The sequence below is a fragment of the Noviherbaspirillum aerium genome, assembly GCF_008929045.1.
Classification (GTDB): Bacteria; Pseudomonadota; Gammaproteobacteria; order Burkholderiales; family Burkholderiaceae_D; genus Noviherbaspirillum; species Noviherbaspirillum aerium.
This window is the reverse complement of record NZ_VFAH01000050.1, coordinates 1-15,910: the sequence shown is the minus strand read 5'-3', so window position 1 is coordinate 15,910 and position 15,910 is coordinate 1. Positions and strand designations below refer to the sequence as shown.

Annotated in this window: 18 protein-coding genes, 1 tRNA gene and 1 pseudogene; 10 read left to right on the top strand and 10 right to left on the bottom strand. The window is 60.1% G+C overall.

Annotated elements, in window-relative coordinates; all coding sequences use genetic code 11:
* On the top strand, window positions 1-289 hold a 289-nt coding region (locus FH061_RS29610), incomplete at its 5' end, for a hypothetical protein (protein WP_225984975.1).
* A 10-nt stretch (window positions 290-299) separates the two neighbouring features.
* On the opposite strand, the gene mltA is transcribed toward FH061_RS29610, so the two are convergent.
* Entirely contained in the window at window positions 300-1,355 is a 1,056-nt protein-coding gene (gene mltA, locus FH061_RS29605) for a murein transglycosylase A (protein WP_404822530.1), read from the bottom strand.
* Here mltA and FH061_RS31380 point away from each other — a divergent pair.
* Window positions 1,279-1,545 carry a hypothetical protein gene (locus FH061_RS31380; protein ID WP_225984977.1) on the top strand — a complete coding sequence of 89 codons (267 nt, stop codon included), beginning with the start codon at window positions 1,279-1,281 and terminating at the stop codon, window positions 1,543-1,545. The two genes, mltA and FH061_RS31380, sit on opposite strands and share 77 nt — an antisense overlap.
* A gap of 126 nt (window positions 1,546-1,671) precedes the next feature.
* Here FH061_RS31380 and apaG read toward each other — a convergent pair whose 3' ends face one another.
* Window positions 1,672-2,046, bottom strand: a complete 375-nt coding sequence (apaG, locus tag FH061_RS29600; RefSeq protein ID WP_151639421.1) for a Co2+/Mg2+ efflux protein ApaG — start codon at window positions 2,044-2,046, stop codon at window positions 1,672-1,674.
* Window positions 2,047-2,196: 150 nt separating this feature from the next.
* On the opposite strand from apaG, the gene rpe reads away from it, so the two are divergent.
* From rpe to trpC, 6 genes are all read left to right on the top strand, one after another.
* A complete protein-coding gene (gene rpe / locus FH061_RS29595; RefSeq protein WP_151639420.1) occupies window positions 2,197-2,862 on the top strand; it encodes a ribulose-phosphate 3-epimerase in 666 nt (221 codons plus the stop codon).
* On the top strand, window positions 2,859-3,551 hold the full coding sequence (locus FH061_RS29590; RefSeq protein WP_151639419.1) for a phosphoglycolate phosphatase: 693 nt from the start codon (window positions 2,859-2,861) through the stop codon (window positions 3,549-3,551). The genes rpe and FH061_RS29590 overlap by 4 nt, the downstream gene beginning before the upstream one ends.
* Before the next feature lie 235 nt (window positions 3,552-3,786).
* Window positions 3,787-5,283: an anthranilate synthase component I gene (trpE, locus tag FH061_RS29585; protein ID WP_151639418.1), complete on the top strand. Its 1,497-nt coding sequence runs from the start codon at window positions 3,787-3,789 to the stop codon at window positions 5,281-5,283.
* Between the two features lies 1 nt (window position 5,284).
* Window positions 5,285-5,848, top strand: a complete 564-nt coding sequence (locus FH061_RS29580; RefSeq protein WP_151639417.1) for an aminodeoxychorismate/anthranilate synthase component II — start codon at window positions 5,285-5,287, stop codon at window positions 5,846-5,848.
* Between the two features lie 17 nt (window positions 5,849-5,865).
* Window positions 5,866-6,915: an anthranilate phosphoribosyltransferase gene (gene trpD / locus FH061_RS29575; protein WP_151639416.1), complete on the top strand. Its 1,050-nt coding sequence runs from the start codon at window positions 5,866-5,868 to the stop codon at window positions 6,913-6,915.
* 18 nt (window positions 6,916-6,933) lie between these two features.
* Entirely contained in the window at window positions 6,934-7,734 is an 801-nt protein-coding gene (gene trpC / locus FH061_RS29570) for an indole-3-glycerol phosphate synthase TrpC (RefSeq protein WP_151639415.1), read from the top strand.
* A 24-nt stretch (window positions 7,735-7,758) separates the two neighbouring features.
* Here trpC and FH061_RS29565 read toward each other — a convergent pair whose 3' ends face one another.
* From FH061_RS29565 to FH061_RS29530, 8 genes are all read right to left on the bottom strand, one after another.
* Entirely contained in the window at window positions 7,759-8,268 is a 510-nt protein-coding gene (locus FH061_RS29565) for a hypothetical protein (protein WP_225984974.1), read from the bottom strand.
* A 20-nt stretch (window positions 8,269-8,288) separates the two neighbouring features.
* Entirely contained in the window at window positions 8,289-8,501 is a 213-nt protein-coding gene (locus tag FH061_RS29560) for a hypervirulence associated TUDOR domain-containing protein (protein ID WP_151639414.1), read from the bottom strand.
* Between the two features lie 321 nt (window positions 8,502-8,822).
* Window positions 8,823-10,610 (bottom strand): M61 family metallopeptidase, encoded by a 1,788-nt coding sequence (locus FH061_RS29555; RefSeq protein WP_151639413.1) that lies wholly within the window; start codon window positions 10,608-10,610, stop codon window positions 8,823-8,825.
* Window positions 10,611-10,618: 8 nt separating this feature from the next.
* On the bottom strand, window positions 10,619-11,077 hold the full coding sequence (locus FH061_RS29550; RefSeq protein WP_151639412.1) for a DUF3429 domain-containing protein: 459 nt from the start codon (window positions 11,075-11,077) through the stop codon (window positions 10,619-10,621).
* A 214-nt stretch (window positions 11,078-11,291) separates the two neighbouring features.
* Window positions 11,292-11,927: a nucleotidyltransferase family protein gene (locus FH061_RS29545; protein ID WP_225984973.1), complete on the bottom strand. Its 636-nt coding sequence runs from the start codon at window positions 11,925-11,927 to the stop codon at window positions 11,292-11,294.
* Window positions 11,914-12,903 (bottom strand): acrylyl-CoA reductase (NADPH), encoded by a 990-nt coding sequence (gene acuI / locus FH061_RS29540; RefSeq protein WP_151639411.1) that lies wholly within the window; start codon window positions 12,901-12,903, stop codon window positions 11,914-11,916. The genes FH061_RS29545 and acuI overlap by 14 nt, the downstream gene beginning before the upstream one ends.
* Window positions 12,904-13,071: 168 nt before the next feature.
* Complete coding sequence (locus FH061_RS29535; protein WP_151639410.1) at window positions 13,072-13,794, bottom strand: DsbC family protein; 723 nt, start codon at window positions 13,792-13,794, stop codon at window positions 13,072-13,074.
* Window positions 13,795-13,832: 38 nt separating this feature from the next.
* Window positions 13,833-15,023 carry a UbiH/UbiF family hydroxylase gene (locus tag FH061_RS29530; RefSeq protein WP_151639409.1) on the bottom strand — a complete coding sequence of 397 codons (1,191 nt, stop codon included), beginning with the start codon at window positions 15,021-15,023 and terminating at the stop codon, window positions 13,833-13,835.
* 141 nt (window positions 15,024-15,164) lie between these two features.
* Between FH061_RS29530 and FH061_RS29525 the strand changes: the two genes are divergently transcribed.
* Together FH061_RS29525 and FH061_RS29520 are read left to right on the top strand one after the other, a co-directional pair.
* Window positions 15,165-15,240, top strand: a tRNA-Phe gene (locus tag FH061_RS29525).
* A 356-nt stretch (window positions 15,241-15,596) separates the two neighbouring features.
* Window positions 15,597-15,910: pseudogene (locus tag FH061_RS29520) on the top strand (hypothetical protein); the annotation flags it as partial.

The following is a 15,910-nucleotide window of genomic DNA, read 5'->3' as shown; positions in this document are numbered from 1 at the left end:
TCTTGCGATACTTCCTATTTGTTTCTCTTGTGAGCACTTCATGTTGTTTGAGCTTGCAGCTTGCGCCGCCGGCCCGCTTCATCAAGCGCCCACACTTATCGGTTGTTGGTTGTTAAAGATCCAGTTGCTCGCAGCGGGCCAGGCCCGCTGCATCGCTGTCGAAGCGTTTTGTTCGTCAGCAGCAGAGAAACGAGATTATGGCAAACCTCTCGATCTGCGTCAAGCTTTTCTCAGAAAGTTTTTACACCTTGCGCCGTCTCTGCTTCCGGCAGTTTTTCTCTTTACCTAACGCGGGGGTATTATTTTGTTGCACTCAATATAGCAAGTTTTGGCAGCAGTACCCACATGGCGCCCTGCTGCTTCATCTTCCCCGCTTTTTCTCCCGCTTCCTTGCCAAGACCCCAGAAGAAGTCGGCTCTTACCGCACCGCGGATCGCCCCTCCCGTATCCTGCGCCATCATCAGGCGCTGCACCGGCGTGTCGGAAAGGGGTTGCGTTGTGGAAAGAAAGACGGGCGCGCCGAGCGGTATGTGCTGAGGATCGACAGCGATGGAACGCTCCGCTGTCAGCGGTACGCCGAGTGCTCCCTTCGGGCCTTTCGCGGGATCGAGGATTTTCTCTTCCTTGAAGAACACATAGCTCGGATTGGCATTGAGCAATTCATTTTGCCGCGCCGGATTGGCTGCATACCAAGCTTTGATGCTCTGGGCGGAGGCTTGGTCGAGCGTCAGCTCGCCCTTGTCGACGAGATAGCGGCCGATCGATTTGTACGGATGGCCGTTCTGGTCTGCATAAGCGATCCTGACAGTTTCCTTGGTTTCCGCGATCCGCACCCGCCCTGATCCCTGCACTTGCAGAAAGAACGCTTCGATCGGATCGTCCACCCAGACCAGTTCCTTGCCGCTGAGGGCGCCGGATTGCAACATTTCCGCCCGCGTCAGATAAGGCACAATGCGATTGCCGACGACCCTTCCGCGCAAACGCATGTTTTTCAGTTCGGGGTACACCGATGACATGTCGATGGTAAGTAAATCTTCCGGGGCACGATGCAATGGTGTCTGGTATACACCCGCGCGTTTGCGCGATCCGTTCAGAATAGGCTCGTAATATCCGGTCACGAGGCCATTCGAGGAGCCGTCGGGATTGACTACCTGATGCGGCACGAAGAACGACTCGAAGAATACCCGTATCTTTTTCTCGCTGGAAGCGTCGACATCGCGCGCGATAGTGCAAGGCTCCTTCCAGTCCGGGCGCTTCGTCAGCGCCTCGCACGAAGCCATGAATGCCGGCCATGCCTCGCGCAACCTGTCCTTGTCCCATCCGGGAACAGCAGAAAACGTGGCGGGCCTCAACACTTCCTTCGGCGATACCTCCTTCGGCGGGACGACCGGTTTCGGCATCGCTACCGGAGGCGAGGCGGGCTGCCTTGGCGCAGGCTCGGAAGGAACCGTGGTGCAGGCCGCGAGCGCAATCATGACCGCAATGGCGGATAAAGTTAAACTTGGGCGAATCAATGACATTGGGATGAAAATATGTGGCTATTAATGCTTGAAGCGGGCGTTGCCCTGTTTCTGCTGGTCTTTATTGTATGGTGGACGATGTTTCATGGGCGCAAGCCTGATCAGCCCCCAGCCAAACCCGTGCAGCGGAAGGATGATGCGCAACAGTAAATCAGTGCAGCGTATGAGGCAATGACAAAATGAATTCGGGTATCGTCGCCTCGAATTTTTCGCCATCTTCCGCAACACAGAAATAGGTGCCTTTCATCGAGCCATGCGGAGTCGCAAGGACGGTTCCGCTGGTGTACTCGAACTGCGCGTCGGGAGCGAGCAGTGGCTGGTGGCCGACGACGCCGAGTCCACGCACTTCCTCTATCCGGTTATTGCCGTCGACAATAATCCAGTGGCGAGAAATCAGTTGAGCCGCGACCTTGCCTGTGTTCTTGATGGTGATCGTATAGGCAAATACATAATTGGAGCGATCAGGGTCGGACTGCTCGGCAAGATACTGCGTGCGGACCGAGATCGTGAATTCATAGGCAGCCATGGTATTTCCTTGTCTTTTTTGTAAATATCCGGCAAATGCCGTCCGGGTGAAGGACCCGGCGATGCATTCCAGTATGCGCCAGCCTGCATGACGATGCTGTGCAAGCGGACCTGCGGGTAAAATAGCGCATCCTTTTCCTTACCGCTCGTCATGGCTACCTACCGCATCGCTCCCAGCATCCTTTCCGCCGATTTTGCCCGCCTGGGTGAAGAAGTTCGCAACGTTGTCTCAGCCGGCGCAGACATCATTCATTTCGACGTGATGGACAACCATTATGTCCCGAATCTGACGATCGGCCCGCTGGTATGCGAAGCCATTCGCCCGCATGTGCAGGTGCCGATCGATGTGCACCTGATGGTAAAGCCTGTCGATCGCATCATTCCCGATTTCGCCAAGGCCGGCGCCAACATCATCACCTTTCATCCGGAGGCGTCCGAACATATCGACCGCTCCCTGCAGCTGATTCGCGACAATGGCTGCAAGGCCGGCCTGGTGTTCAATCCTGCCACGCCGCTGCATCATCTCGATCACGTGATGGACAAGGTCGATATCATCCTCATCATGTCCGTCAATCCCGGCTTCGGCGGCCAGTCCTTCATTCCTCAGGCGCTGAAGAAGATTGCCGATGTCCGTCGCCGCATTGATGAATCCGGACGCGAGATCATGCTCGAGGTCGACGGCGGCATCAAGATCGAGAACATCGCCGAGGCGGCGCGCGCCGGAGCAGACACTTTCGTCGCCGGCTCGGCCATTTTCGGCAAGCCCGACTACAAGGCCGTCATCGACGCGATGCGCACCCAGCTGGCACAGGCATGAATGCACCGGAACCACTGGCTCTGAGCGGCATTCGCGCGGCCATCATCGACCTCGACGGAACCATGGTGCATACCGCACCGGACTTTCTTGTCGCAATCAATCGCATGCGCAGCGATCTCGGCCTGCATGCGCTTGATATCGAGACCATCACCCGCTTCGTCGGCAAGGGAACCGAAAATCTGATGCGCAAGGTATTGAGCGTCGATTACGCGGCCGACGAGGTGGAGGCCCATTTCGAGCGAGCCCTCGCCTCGTATCATGCGCATTACATTGCCATCAACGGGCAATACTCGACGCTGTATCCGGAGGTGCATGAAGGACTCGCGGCGCTTCGCGACAAGGGCCTGCGGCTGGCATGCGTCACCAACAAACCGATGGCTTTCGCGGTGCCGCTGCTGGAAAAGACCGGCCTGCACGGGTATTTCGATCTTGTCTATGGCGGCGATTCGCTGCCGAAGAAGAAACCCGATCCGCTGCCGCTGCTGACGGTTTGCGAGGAATTTGGCCTGGCTCCGGAACAGGTGGTAGCGATCGGCGACTCTTCGAATGATGCTCAGGCCGCCCGCGCGGCCGGCTGCAAGGTGCTGAACGTACCCTATGGCTACAACCATGGCGAATCTATACACAACGTCGATTCCGATGGTATAGTTCCTACGCTGCTTGAAGCGGCACATTGCATATCCGTATAAAAATCGCAATCACTGACATTCACGATGTTTCTCGGCAAAAAACGTAACGTAACCTCACCGGGCCTGTTTGAGGCCTGGCTGTGGCGACGCTGGCAATCCTGGTCCAACTGACCCGATCGCCGCTGACTGCTCGTTCCCGAGCCTGATCTTCTGCTCCTCCTGATCCGTCAGCAACGTTTTTGCACTTTCACCCCGCTATTGCCCTCCCGTTCTACAATAGCGCCCGGAGAGAAACATGACCGAACTCGAATTCAAATCGCTGGCCACGCAAGGCTATAACCGCATTCCGCTCATCGCTGAAGCATTCGCCGATCTTGAAACGCCGCTGACCCTGTATCTGAAGCTGGCCCAGACGCAGAACACCGGCAAGAACACGTTCCTGCTCGAATCCGTCGTCGGCGGCGAGCGTTTCGGTCGCTATTCCTTCATCGGCCTGCCGGCATCGACACTGATGCGCAGCTACGGCAGCAGGACCGAAGTCGTGAAGAACGGCGAGGTGGTCGAGACGCATGAAGGCAATCCGCTCGAATTCATCACCGAATTCCAGTCCCGCTATAAGGCAGCCATTCGCCCCGGCATGCCGCGCTTCTGCGGCGGGCTGGCAGGTTATTTCGGCTATGACACCGTACGCAACATCGAACACCGCCTGGCGCATACGGCCCCGAAGGACGACCTCGGCCTGCCTGACATTCAACTGCTGGTAACGGAAGAACTGGCCGTCATCGACAACCTGTCGGGCAAGCTCTACCTCATTGTCTATGCCGACCCGACGCAGCCGGAAGCTTATTCACGGGCGCGCCAGCGGCTCAAGGAACTGCGCGCCATGCTGCGCCGTGCAGTGGATGCGCCTGTCACCTCGGCATCGGTGCGTACCGATACGGTGCGCGAATTCGCCAAGGCCGACTACCTGAAGGCAGTGGACAAGGCGAAGGAATACATCATGGCCGGCGACCTGATGCAGGTGCAGATCGGCCAGCGACTGAAGAAGTCCTACGTCGATTCGCCGCTGTCGCTGTACCGCGCGCTGCGCTCGCTCAATCCGTCGCCTTACATGTATTTCTACAATTTCGGCGACATGCATATCGTCGGTTCCTCGCCCGAGATCCTGGTGCGCAACGAGCAGATCGACGACAGCCGGCGCAAGGTCACCATCCGCCCGCTGGCGGGGACACGTCCGCGCGGCGCCACGCCGGAAAAGGATGCACAGCTGGCCACGGAGCTGCTGGCCGATCCGAAGGAAATCGCCGAGCATGTGATGCTGATCGACCTGGCGCGCAACGACATCGGCCGCATCGCCGAGACCGGCAGCGTGCAGGTCACCGACAAGCTGGTCATTGAAAAATATTCGCATGTGCAGCACATCGTCTCGAATGTCGAAGGCATCCTCCAGCCCGCACTGTCCAATCTCGATGTGCTGAAAGCCACCTTCCCCGCCGGTACGCTGTCGGGTGCGCCGAAGGTGCGCGCGATGGAAATCATCGACGAACTCGAGCCGGTCAAGCGCGGCATCTACGGCGGCGCCTGCGGCTACCTGTCGTTCGGCGGGGAAATGGACCTGGCCATCGCCATCCGTACCGGCGTCATCAAGGACGGCACGCTGTACGTGCAGGCCGCTGCCGGCGTGGTGGCCGACTCGGTGCCTGAAATGGAATGGCAGGAAACCGAAAACAAGGCGCGCGCCGTGCTGCGCGCGGCAGAGCAGGTGCAAGACGGACTGGACGGGGAGTTCTGACATGTTGCTGATGATTGATAACTACGACTCCTTCACCTACAACCTGGTGCAATACTTCGGCGAACTGGGCGAGGAAGTGAGGACCTTCCGCAACGACGAGATCACGCTGGAACAGATCGTGGCCATGAAGCCGGACCGCATCTGCATTTCGCCCGGTCCCTGCACACCGAATGAAGCCGGCGTGTCGGTTCCGGTGCTCAAGGAATTCGCGGGCAAGCTGCCCATCCTCGGCGTCTGCCTCGGCCACCAGGGCATCGGCGCGGCATTCGGCGGCAAGGTCATCCGCGCCAAGCAAGTCATGCACGGCAAGACTTCGGTGATTCACCATACCGGCGTGGGCGTGTTCAAGGACTTGCCCAACCCCTACACGGTGATCCGTTATCACTCGCTGGCGATCGAGCGCGAGACACTCCCGGACTGCCTGGAAGTCACTGCCTGGACCGACGACGGCGAAATCATGGGGGTGCGGCACAAGGAATTCCAGATCGAGGGCGTGCAGTTCCATCCCGAATCGATCCTGTCCGAGCATGGCCACGCCCTGCTGAAGAACTTCCTGACCGTCTGACACGAGGAGCGTCCACCATGCCCATTACTCCGCAAGAAGCGCTGCTGCGCTGCATCGAGCATCGTGAGATCTTCCACGATGAAATGCTGTCACTGTTCCGCAGGATCATGTCGGGCGAAATGTCGCCCTTGATGATTGCCGCCCTCACCATGGGCCTGCGCGTCAAGAAGGAAACCATCGGCGAGATCGCCGCGGCGGCGCAGGTCATGCGCGAGTTCGCTACCAAGGTGCCGGCCAAGTCAACCGAAACCCTCCTTGATATCGTCGGCACCGGCGGCGACGGCGCGCATACCTTCAATATTTCCACCGCATCGATGTTCGTCGCCGCGGCTGCCGGCGCGCGCGTTGCCAAGCATGGCGGGCGCAGCGTGTCGTCGTCGTCCGGCAGCGCCGACGTGCTCGAAGCGCTGGGCGTCAATATCAATCTCAAGCCGGAACAGGTGGCGCAGTCGATCGACGAGACCGGCATCGGCTTCATGTTCGCCCCCAACCATCATGCGGCCATGAAGCATGCCGCTCCAGTCCGCAAGGAACTCGGCGTTCGCACCATCTTCAACATTCTCGGACCGCTGACCAACCCGGCCGGCGCGGCCAATATCCTGATGGGCGTGTTCCACCCCGACCTCGTGGGTATCCAGGTCCGTGTACTGCAGCGCCTCGGTGCGCAGCATGCGATCGTGGTCTGGGGCCGCGACAACATGGATGAAGTCTCGCTCGGCGCGGGTACGATGGTGGGTGAACTGATCAATGGGGAAGTCCGCGAATATGAAATCCATCCGGAAGACTTCGGCCTGCAGATGGTCGCCAGCCGCAACCTGAAAGTGTCGGGAGCGGAGGAATCCAAGGAAAAAGTGCTGGAAGCGCTGGACAACAAGCCGGGTCCGGTACGCGACATCGTCGTCCTCAATGCAGGCACCGCGCTGTATGCGGCAAGCGTGGCTTCCTCCATCGGCGAAGGCCTGGAGAAGGCGCGCGAGGCGCTGGCTTCGGGTGCCGCCCGGAACAAGCTGCAGCAATTCGTTCAAGTCACGCAGCAGCTTGGCGCTGCGCATCAAGCCTCAACCTGATTCCAGCAAACACCCATCATGTCCGACATTCTCAACAAGATCCTCGACGTCAAGAAAGACGAAGTCGCCGCCGCGAAGAAGGTTCATGACCTCGCGAGCCTGCGCCGCGATATCGAAGGCAATACCGAAGCGCGCCGTGAACTGCGCGGCTTCGAAGCCGGTCTGCGGGCGAAGATCGCCGCCGGCCATGCGGGCGTGATCGCGGAAGTGAAGAAGGCTTCGCCCTCGAAAGGCGTGCTGCGCCCGGACTTCAGGCCGGCGGAAATCGCGCAGAGCTATGCCGAACACGGGGCGGCCTGCCTGTCGGTGCTCACCGATGTGCAGTTCTTCCAGGGCGCTCCGGAATACCTGCAGCAAGCGCGGGCAGCCTGTGCGGTTCCGGTGCTGCGCAAGGATTTCATGATCGATCCCTACCAGGTGTATGAAGCGCGTTCATGGGGTGCGGATTGCATCCTGCTGATCGTTGCCGCACTCGATCACGGCCTGATGGCGGAACTGGAAGCCTGCGCCCATGAACTGGGCATGGGCGTGCTGGTGGAAGTGCACGACGGCGAGGAACTGGATGCGGCGCTGCGCCTGAAGACGCGGATGGTCGGCATCAATAATCGCAACCTGCGCACCTTCGAGACTTCGCTGCAGACGACGCTGGACCTGCTGCCGCGCATTCCCCAGGACAGGCTGGTCGTGACCGAGTCTGGCATATTGGCAGCCGCCGACGTCAGGCAGATGCGCGACGCGAATGTGCATGCCTTCCTGGTCGGCGAGGCATTCATGCGTGCCGAAAATCCAGGCGAAGAACTGCAGCGGCTGTTTTCCTGATTCCCTGATCAGCCGGCGCCAGATTCAATACTCCGGTTGCCATTGACCGCCACGATCACGGTCGCGGCGCTGCATCAATGCACGCGCCGCCATTCCCAGCGCCAGCACGCCATAGATTGCCGACAGGGATTTTCCCGAAACGCGCTTTTCATACCCTGGGGTGAGCCGCTTGGGTACCAGGTAGTAATCGGTGACATACGCTCCCGCCGTGACGACGGCTGCGCCGATCAACGGCTTTAGCGGCGAGGCATCGCGCTCGTCTTCCCGAGGCGCGAACCATTTCTCGTAGATCGATGCCCAGAAGATGGCGGATGCGTGCGTCAGGAGAAATCCCGTTACCGTGTATTTCAGGGAAGGCTCATCATGGAAGGCCGCTTCCTCGCCCCAGACGATATGGCTGGTGGCGTTGAGCGGTGCGGCATAGGATTCGGCGTCGCGCTTGCCGGCGACCGATGCCGCAAGCGCGGTCGCGACTCCGGATACCGTGCCCGAGATCAGGGTGCGCTGCACCCAGTTGTCACTTTGCATTCTCATGATTTCTCCTTGTTGTCAGATCAGTGAACCTTCTTCAATGCATCGGCCTTGTGCGCCGCCTCCGCGCCCGTCTTGTCGCTGCGGACCAGATACTGAGGCTCGTCTGGCGAGGCAGCCACATGATGCCCCTTGATGTCGGTCGGCTCGGTGAGTTTCTGCAGCACCGTTCCATGCACGGTACCTTGCGATGAATGCCATTCGACCTTGTCGCCTTTTCTGAAGCTGCTCGTCATTGGATTGTCCTTTCCTTCCTAAGAAAAGCCGTGCGCGGGGGAATCTTGCAATGGGGACATGGGCATCCGGCAGCACGGTCTTGAAGTAGAGTGATGCAGGACGAGCAAGTTGCATCCGCCGGAACGTTGGCGGACAAGGGAAGAATGAGAAAAGTGAAATGCAGCGCTTGTCGGCACAAACATGCGCAGGCTGCGAGTGCCGCCTGCGGCAGTGATTTCAGCAGCGCAATCGAGTTTGCCGGCAAGCTTTACCGCCGGTATTGAAGACATTGCCGGCGGCAAAGCCTGCCGGCAATGTAGATGATGGAGTTGCCGCCCGGTTCAGCTTGCCGCCAGCCACTTTGCCCGCTTGCGTGCCTGCGGCGCAGGCTTGTCCCGAGCTTCGAGCGTCACTTGCGGCGCATCTCCCTGAGTCAGCACCGCATTGAAGGCCATGAGCTCGTCGCGCCGGAATGCATGCAGGAGCACGCCATCCCCCGCACGATAGCGGGCAAGCACCGTCTCCAGATTGGTCGCGGTGATGCGCAATCCATCCAGAGCAATCAGGATATCTCCGGCAGACAAGCCTGCCGCATGGGCTGGCCCGCCCTCATAGACATTGGCCAGCTTGCAGTCATTACTTTCACGAGTCGTGCGGACGCCAAGGCTGGGTTTGGCACTCTTGCGATTGTCATCTGCATTGACGGCATAAGGCGCAAGCAGCTTGTCAAACGGCAAGTCATCCGTGCCGTGGATATAGCGGTCGAAGAATTTCTTCAGTTTGACGCCGGTGACTTCCTCGAACAGGCTTAGCGCCTCGTTCTCGGCCAGGCCCTGGCCGAAGCTGGCGAAGTCGCGTCCGTAGCGTTGCCACAGGGTTCGCATGACATCGTCCAGCGATTTGCGGCCATTGGTTTGCTCGCGTATCGTCAGGTCGAGCGCAAGGCCGACGAGGGAGCCTTTGGCGTAATAACTGACGATGGCATTGGGAGCATTCTCGTCCTGCCGGTAGTACTTGACCCAGGCATCGAAGCTCGACTCGGCCACGCTTTGCTTGGTGCGTCCGCTGCCGCGCAAAACCCCGTTGATGGTCTTGGACAGCGCCTTGAAATACTGCTGTTCATCCATGAGGCCGCTGCGCACCAGCATCAGGTCGTCGTAATAACTGGTGAAGCCCTCGAACAGCCACAGGAGCGAGGTATAGCCTTCGCTGCGCAGGCCGTAGGGCGCAAACACCGCCGGCTTGATGCGCTTGACATTCCAGGTATGGAAATATTCATGGCTGCACAGGCCGAGGTAGGTGCGATAGCCGTCGCTCGCTTCCTTCTGCCCGATCACGGGCAGGTCGGCGCGGGAACAGATCAGTGCCGTCGATGCGCGATGCTCGAGGCCGCCGTAGCCGTCGCCCACGACCATGGTCATGAAGACATAGCGATCCATCGGCGCGCGCCGCGTCTTGGGTTCGAACAAGGCGATCTGCGCTTCGCATACCTTCTTCAGGTCATTGCACAGGCGCGGGAGATCCAGGTTGGGAACGCGGCCGGTGAACACGATATCGTGCGGCACGCCATGCGCCTTGAAGGTGGCGAGCGCGAAGGTGCCCAGTTCAACCGGATGATCGATGAGCTCATCATAGCTGGCGGCGATATAGGTGCCGAAACCATAGCGCCTTGCCTTCAATTCGGGCATTGCGGTGGCGACGCGCCATGCCTTGTATTCGTCGCCTTCGGGGCGGCGAATATCGACCACATGCGGAAGATCTTCCTGCCCCTGCACCGCCAGGAAGACGCTGGTGCCGTTGAAGAAACCATGGGTCTGGTCGAGATGCGCGGCACGCACGGACAGGTCCCAGGCATACACCTCATAGGTCAGCATGATGCGGCCGTCGCACGGGTCAGCCTGCCAGGTGTGCTTGTCGAGCTTGGTCAGCGCAATCGGCCCGTTCCGCGACTCGGCGGCAATGCGCACGATGTTGCGGGCGAACTCGCGAATCATGTAGCTGCCTGGAATCCAGGCAGGCAGGGAAAAGACTTGCCCTTCCGGCGCCGGCTTGTCGACGATGAGCGTGACCTCGAACAGATGCGCTGCAGGATCCTTGGGAGTGATGGTGTAGTTGATGGCGTTTCTCATGCGTTGGCTTATCCTTTGACGTTGGCTGCGATGACGGTGAGCATCAGCATGACCACGACGATGACGGTGAGTTTCAGGCGCAGCTGCAGCAACCATGGTTCGAACCGGTACCATGCGAACAACCGCTTGTCGACCTGATAGGCAGCGATGAAGCCCGCCATCAGCATGGCGAATCCGAATCCGCGCATCATGGTGGACATCCAGGCAATTAGCGCGGGCAGCACGCTCCAGACCAATGCCTTGCGGCTCTGTTCCATGGTGAGTTCGCCCGACATCATGACGGCGCCCCAGTGTACGCCTCCCAGAAATGACAGGATGGCGATGCCGTAGGCGAGCTGTCCGCGGATGAAATAGGCCAGCCAGTCGCTATGCACAAGCCATGCGCCGAGCGTCAGCAACACAAAGGGGACGAGGCCGGCATAACCCAGCAGATGGGCAAGACGCCGGTTGACGAAATGGGTATTCATGCGGTCATGGACAAGGATGGAAGCCGCCCGGAGCGGATTGCAGGTGAGTGTACGGAAGAATCGGTTTGCCCTGGGATGCAGGTCAAGGCGTAAGGAGCGTCGTGTGGCGGGCCACACCAGCGACGAACAACGCCGCCATGCGCCCAAGGCAGGCCGAGGCGACCGTACACCCATCTGCAATCCGCTCTAGTGTACGGCATCGATAGCGTCGAGGTCATTGGCTGGCGGATGCATCGTAGTCGCCGTTGGCAAGCAGATCGTGCGGCGTATCGATGTCGCGGCGGATGCCGGGGTCATTCACCGGCACTTCAACGACGGGCCATGCCTTGAGCAGGCTGCGCGCACCTTCGTCTCCGCGCAGGTGCAACAACGCATCGAGATGCCGGCGCCCGAAGCCTGCCGGATTACCTCGCCGGCCTTTCCAGACGGGCACCGCGATATCGGCGCCATTGGCTAGCGCATCGTGCAGCGCCCGGATGGTCGCGACGCCTACATAAGGCATGTCGGCCAGCGCGATAATCCATGCATCGGCATCGGCGGCCTGCGACAGGCCATGAATCAATGACGCCGCCATGCCCTGATCGGATGTATCGCAGCAGCTGACCATGCATCCCGCTTGCCTTAATGAGGAGGCGAGTCCTTCATTGTCACGACGCACGACCGCGACCACCATTGGCAATACGGACAGCATGTTCCTGGCAGCCGCCACGGCTACCGTGTCGCCGCCGGGCAGGGCCTGCTGCAGTTTGTCCTTCATGCCGGCCGGATCGAACCGCTTCCCTCTGCCGCCAGCCAGGAGAATGCCGGCTGTCGTCATGGCATGCGGCCGCTCACGTTCAGCGATTGACATCCACCACCAGCCTTCCGCGCACCTTGCCTTCGATGATGTCGCGGGCGCGCGCCAGCGATTCCTCGAGCCCGATTTCCTGGATCATCTGTTCCAGCTTGTCCTGGGGAAGATCGCTGGCCAGGCGCTGCCATGCCGCGATTCGCCTCTCCCGCGGCGCCATCACGCTGTCGATGCCGAGCAGCGAAATGCCGCGCAGGATGAAGGGCGCCACCGAGCCGGGAAGATCAAGCCCCTGCGCCAGGCCGCAGGCGGCAACCGCGCCGCCGTAGCGAGTCTGCGCCAGGGCATTGGCCAGCGTATGCGAACCGACCGAATCGACGACGCCCGCCCAGCGCTCCTTCTGCAGTGGCTTGCCGGGCGCGGACAATTCGGCGCGGTCGATGATGTCGGCGGCGCCAAGCGCCTTCAGGTAGCCGGCTTCGGAAGCCTTGCCTGTCGAAGCGACGACGCGATAGCCCCAGGCCGACAGGATGGCGATGGCAACGCTGCCGACGCCACCGGATGCGCCGGTCACCAGTATCTCGCCGCTATCCTTGGTGACGCCCTTTTCCTGCAGTGCGATCGCGCACAGCATCGCCGTGTAGCCGGCGGTGCCGATGGCCATTGCATTGCGGGCCGGGATATTGGCGGGACGGCGGATCAGCCAGTCGCCCTTGAGCCTGGCGCGCTGCGCGAGGCAGCCCATGTGCACTTCACCCACGCCCCAACCATTGAGGATGACCGAATCTCCCGCTTTCCATTCGGGATGCGAGGACGCAACAACCTCTCCGGCGCCATCGATGCCAGGCACCATCGGCCATCTGCGCACGACCGGCGATTTGCCCGTGATCGCGAGACCATCCTTGTAATTGATGGTGGAATACTCGACGCGGACCGTCACATCGCCATCGGCCGGCAGTTGTGCATCGTCAAGTTGGGTCAGTTTCGCCTCTGTCGAACCGTCATCATTCTTGTCAAGCAAAATCGCGTTGAACATGGCTGTCTCCGTTATTTGTTCAAATGATTATAGTTCGACGAAACAAAGCGCGTCCGGCCATGAAAAATGGCACGCTCCCGCAGGAATGCGTGCCATTGCTTGCTATTGCTTGTCATTGCGTCATTGCTCGCCGGCGTCGGCGGATAGGCGTTCGGCCGGTTCGCGCACTTACTTGATCGACGCCAGCTTGCTTTCCAGCGCCTTGATATCCACCGCGCCCGGAATGCGCGTGCCGTCAGTGAAGAACACTGTCGGCGTACCGGTTACCTTGTATTTCTGCCCAAGCGCGAACACCTTCTCATGCGGCGCAGTACAGTTGGCCGGCGCGGGCGCTGCCGCCTTGCCGTTCAACATCCAGTCGTCCCATGCCTTGACGCGATCGGCGGAACACCAGATATTGCGCGACTTGGTCACGGAATCTTCGGACAGGATGTTGTACATGAAGGTATAGACCGTGACGTTATCCATGTCGTTGAGCGTCTGGCGGAAGCGCTTGCAGTATCCGCAGTTCGGATCTTCGAACACCGCGATCACGCGCTTGCCGTTCCCCTTGACCATCTTCATCGCCGCATCGAGCGGAAGCTCGGAGAACTTGATCTTGTTGATTTCGTCGACGCGTGCCTTGGTCTGGTCCTGCATCGTCTTGGTATCGACCACGCGGCCGATGAACAGATACTCACCCTTGGCATCGGTATAGAAGATGTCGCCTCCGATGCGCACTTCATACAGGCCGCCGTAGGGTGTCTTGGCAACCGAATCCACCTTGATACCTTCGCCGAGGCGCGGCTCCAACGCTTTTTTGATGGCCGCTTCCGGGCCGGCCTGGGCGGACGCCGCGGTGGCGGTCAGGCACAGCAGTGCCGCTGCGGCCAGTCTGGTCAATGTGATCATGATGTTCTTTCTTCCTTCTGCAATATTACGGCCGCTCGTTACAGCCTCTTTCCCATCGCATGGGAAATCAGGGCTCGTTTTAAGACTGGCAACTTGTTGACCAGGTTCAATCCAATATTTCGCGCAATCCGCAGCGGTTCCAGGCTGCTGGAAAAAAGCCGCTCCAGGCCGTCCGTCGCGGCCTGCATCAGCAGGATATCCTCCTTGCGCGAGCGTGCATAGCGCCCGAGCACGCGCTCATCGCCGCAATCCCGATGCGATTCGCGCCGGGACACCGCATTGAGCAGGCCGACCACATCGGCAAAGCCGAGATTCATGCCGTGGCCAGCGAGCGGATGCACTACATGGGCGGCGTCGCCTATCAGGGCAACGCGCGGCGCAGTGATGGCATGCGGACGCATCAGGCGCAGGGGGAAGGCCTTCACGGCTTCCGGCTGTATCGGCCGCAACGCGCCGAGCGCATGGCCGCTGACAGTTCCGACACGTTCGGCCAGTTCCGACGCGGAACCGGCCAGCAGGCTCTGCGCCAATGCATCCGGCGCCGACCAGACCAGCGAAGTCCGGTTCCCGGGCAAGGGCAGCAATGCCACGATGCCCTGCTCGGAGGTGAACCACTGATAGGCCGCGCCTTGATGCGGCCGTTCGCATTCGAAGTTGGTGACGATCGCCTGCTGTCCGTAACTGCGATAGTCGAGCCCGATGTCGCACTGGCCGCGCACCCAGGACTGTGCGCCATCGGCACCCACCACCAGCGAGGCGCAAAGGACATCGCCGTTGTCCAGTTCGACCCTTGCCTCTTCGAGGCTCAAGCGCAATCGGGTCGCCCGCCCGCTGACGACGCGTGTATTGGGCGCGAACTTCAATGCGGCATCCAGTGCGCTGTTGAGATTGCTGTCTTCCACGATCCAGGCCAGCGCGCCGGTGCGGGCACCGAAGGCATCGAAGTCGAGCCGGCCGGCTTGCGCGCCGTCGCCCTTGACGATCATGGCATCGACCGCGGCAATGCGCGAAGCATCCATCGCGTTCCAGACCTTGAGCGAGCCGAGAAGCTCGTTGGCGACATGGTTCAATGCATAGACGCGCACATCCCAGCTGCTTCCCGCCGCACTTGCGCCTCCTTCCGCTGGCGCGAGCAGGCTCACGCTCAGGCCGGCCTGAGCAAATCCGAGCGCGGCAGCCTTGCCGACCGCGCCGTTGCCGATCACACAAACATCGCTTTGTATTTGCATAAAGCAGAATCCGTCCGAAACAAATGCAGGCATGCAGGGCTTCAATACCTGGCTTCGGCTCATTATATCCGGTGCGCCAAAACGGTCTTTTTTCGAAGCACTTGTAAATTTTCAGATCTTTGCTATACTTGCGGGCTTCTTGGCCTGGTAGCTCAGTCGGTAGAGCAGAGGATTGAAAATCCTTGTGTCGGTGGTTCGATTCCGCCCCGGGCCACCAAGATAAAAAGCAAAACGCCAATCCGCAAGGATTGGCGTTTTTGTTTTGGCCTTCCGTTCTTACCCGATCTTGATCGCATTCTGAAACCTTGAAACGCAACGCTGCGTTTGCCGACGAAGGCTTCCCGGCTTTACTTCCCCCTCTTCCTGCGCCCGCTCCATATTTTCTCAGCCCACAATCGCGGCCATCGCAGCAACATTGAATGCGCCGGCTGGCGATGGCGACTTTTCCCGGCTCGCCTGAGGTCCCGATTCCGGGCAGGCATGGAAGTATCGGACATGCAATATGGAACAAAATGCAAGAAAACGCCTCGAAAAGTGATTAGCTTCTTACTAACGTTATTTCGTCGAGGTTACATGGATTCGATCATCGTCTTTTGCCATCTGCGCTGGAACTTCGTCTACCAGCGCCCACAGCACCTGCTCTCCCGGCTCTCGCGCCATTACCGCATCATCCTCGTCGAAGAACCCGAATACCGCGACGGCGAGCCGGAACTCCAGGTTTCCCACCCGCTTCCCAACCTCACCGTCTGCAAGCCGTTCACCCCGGTTCGCGAATTCGGCTTCCACGACAAGCAGCTGCCCTACCTGCGCAAGATGGTGCGCGCCCTCGGCAAGCAGCATCCCGATCCCATCGTCTGGTTCTATACCCCCATGGCCCTGCCCCTGCT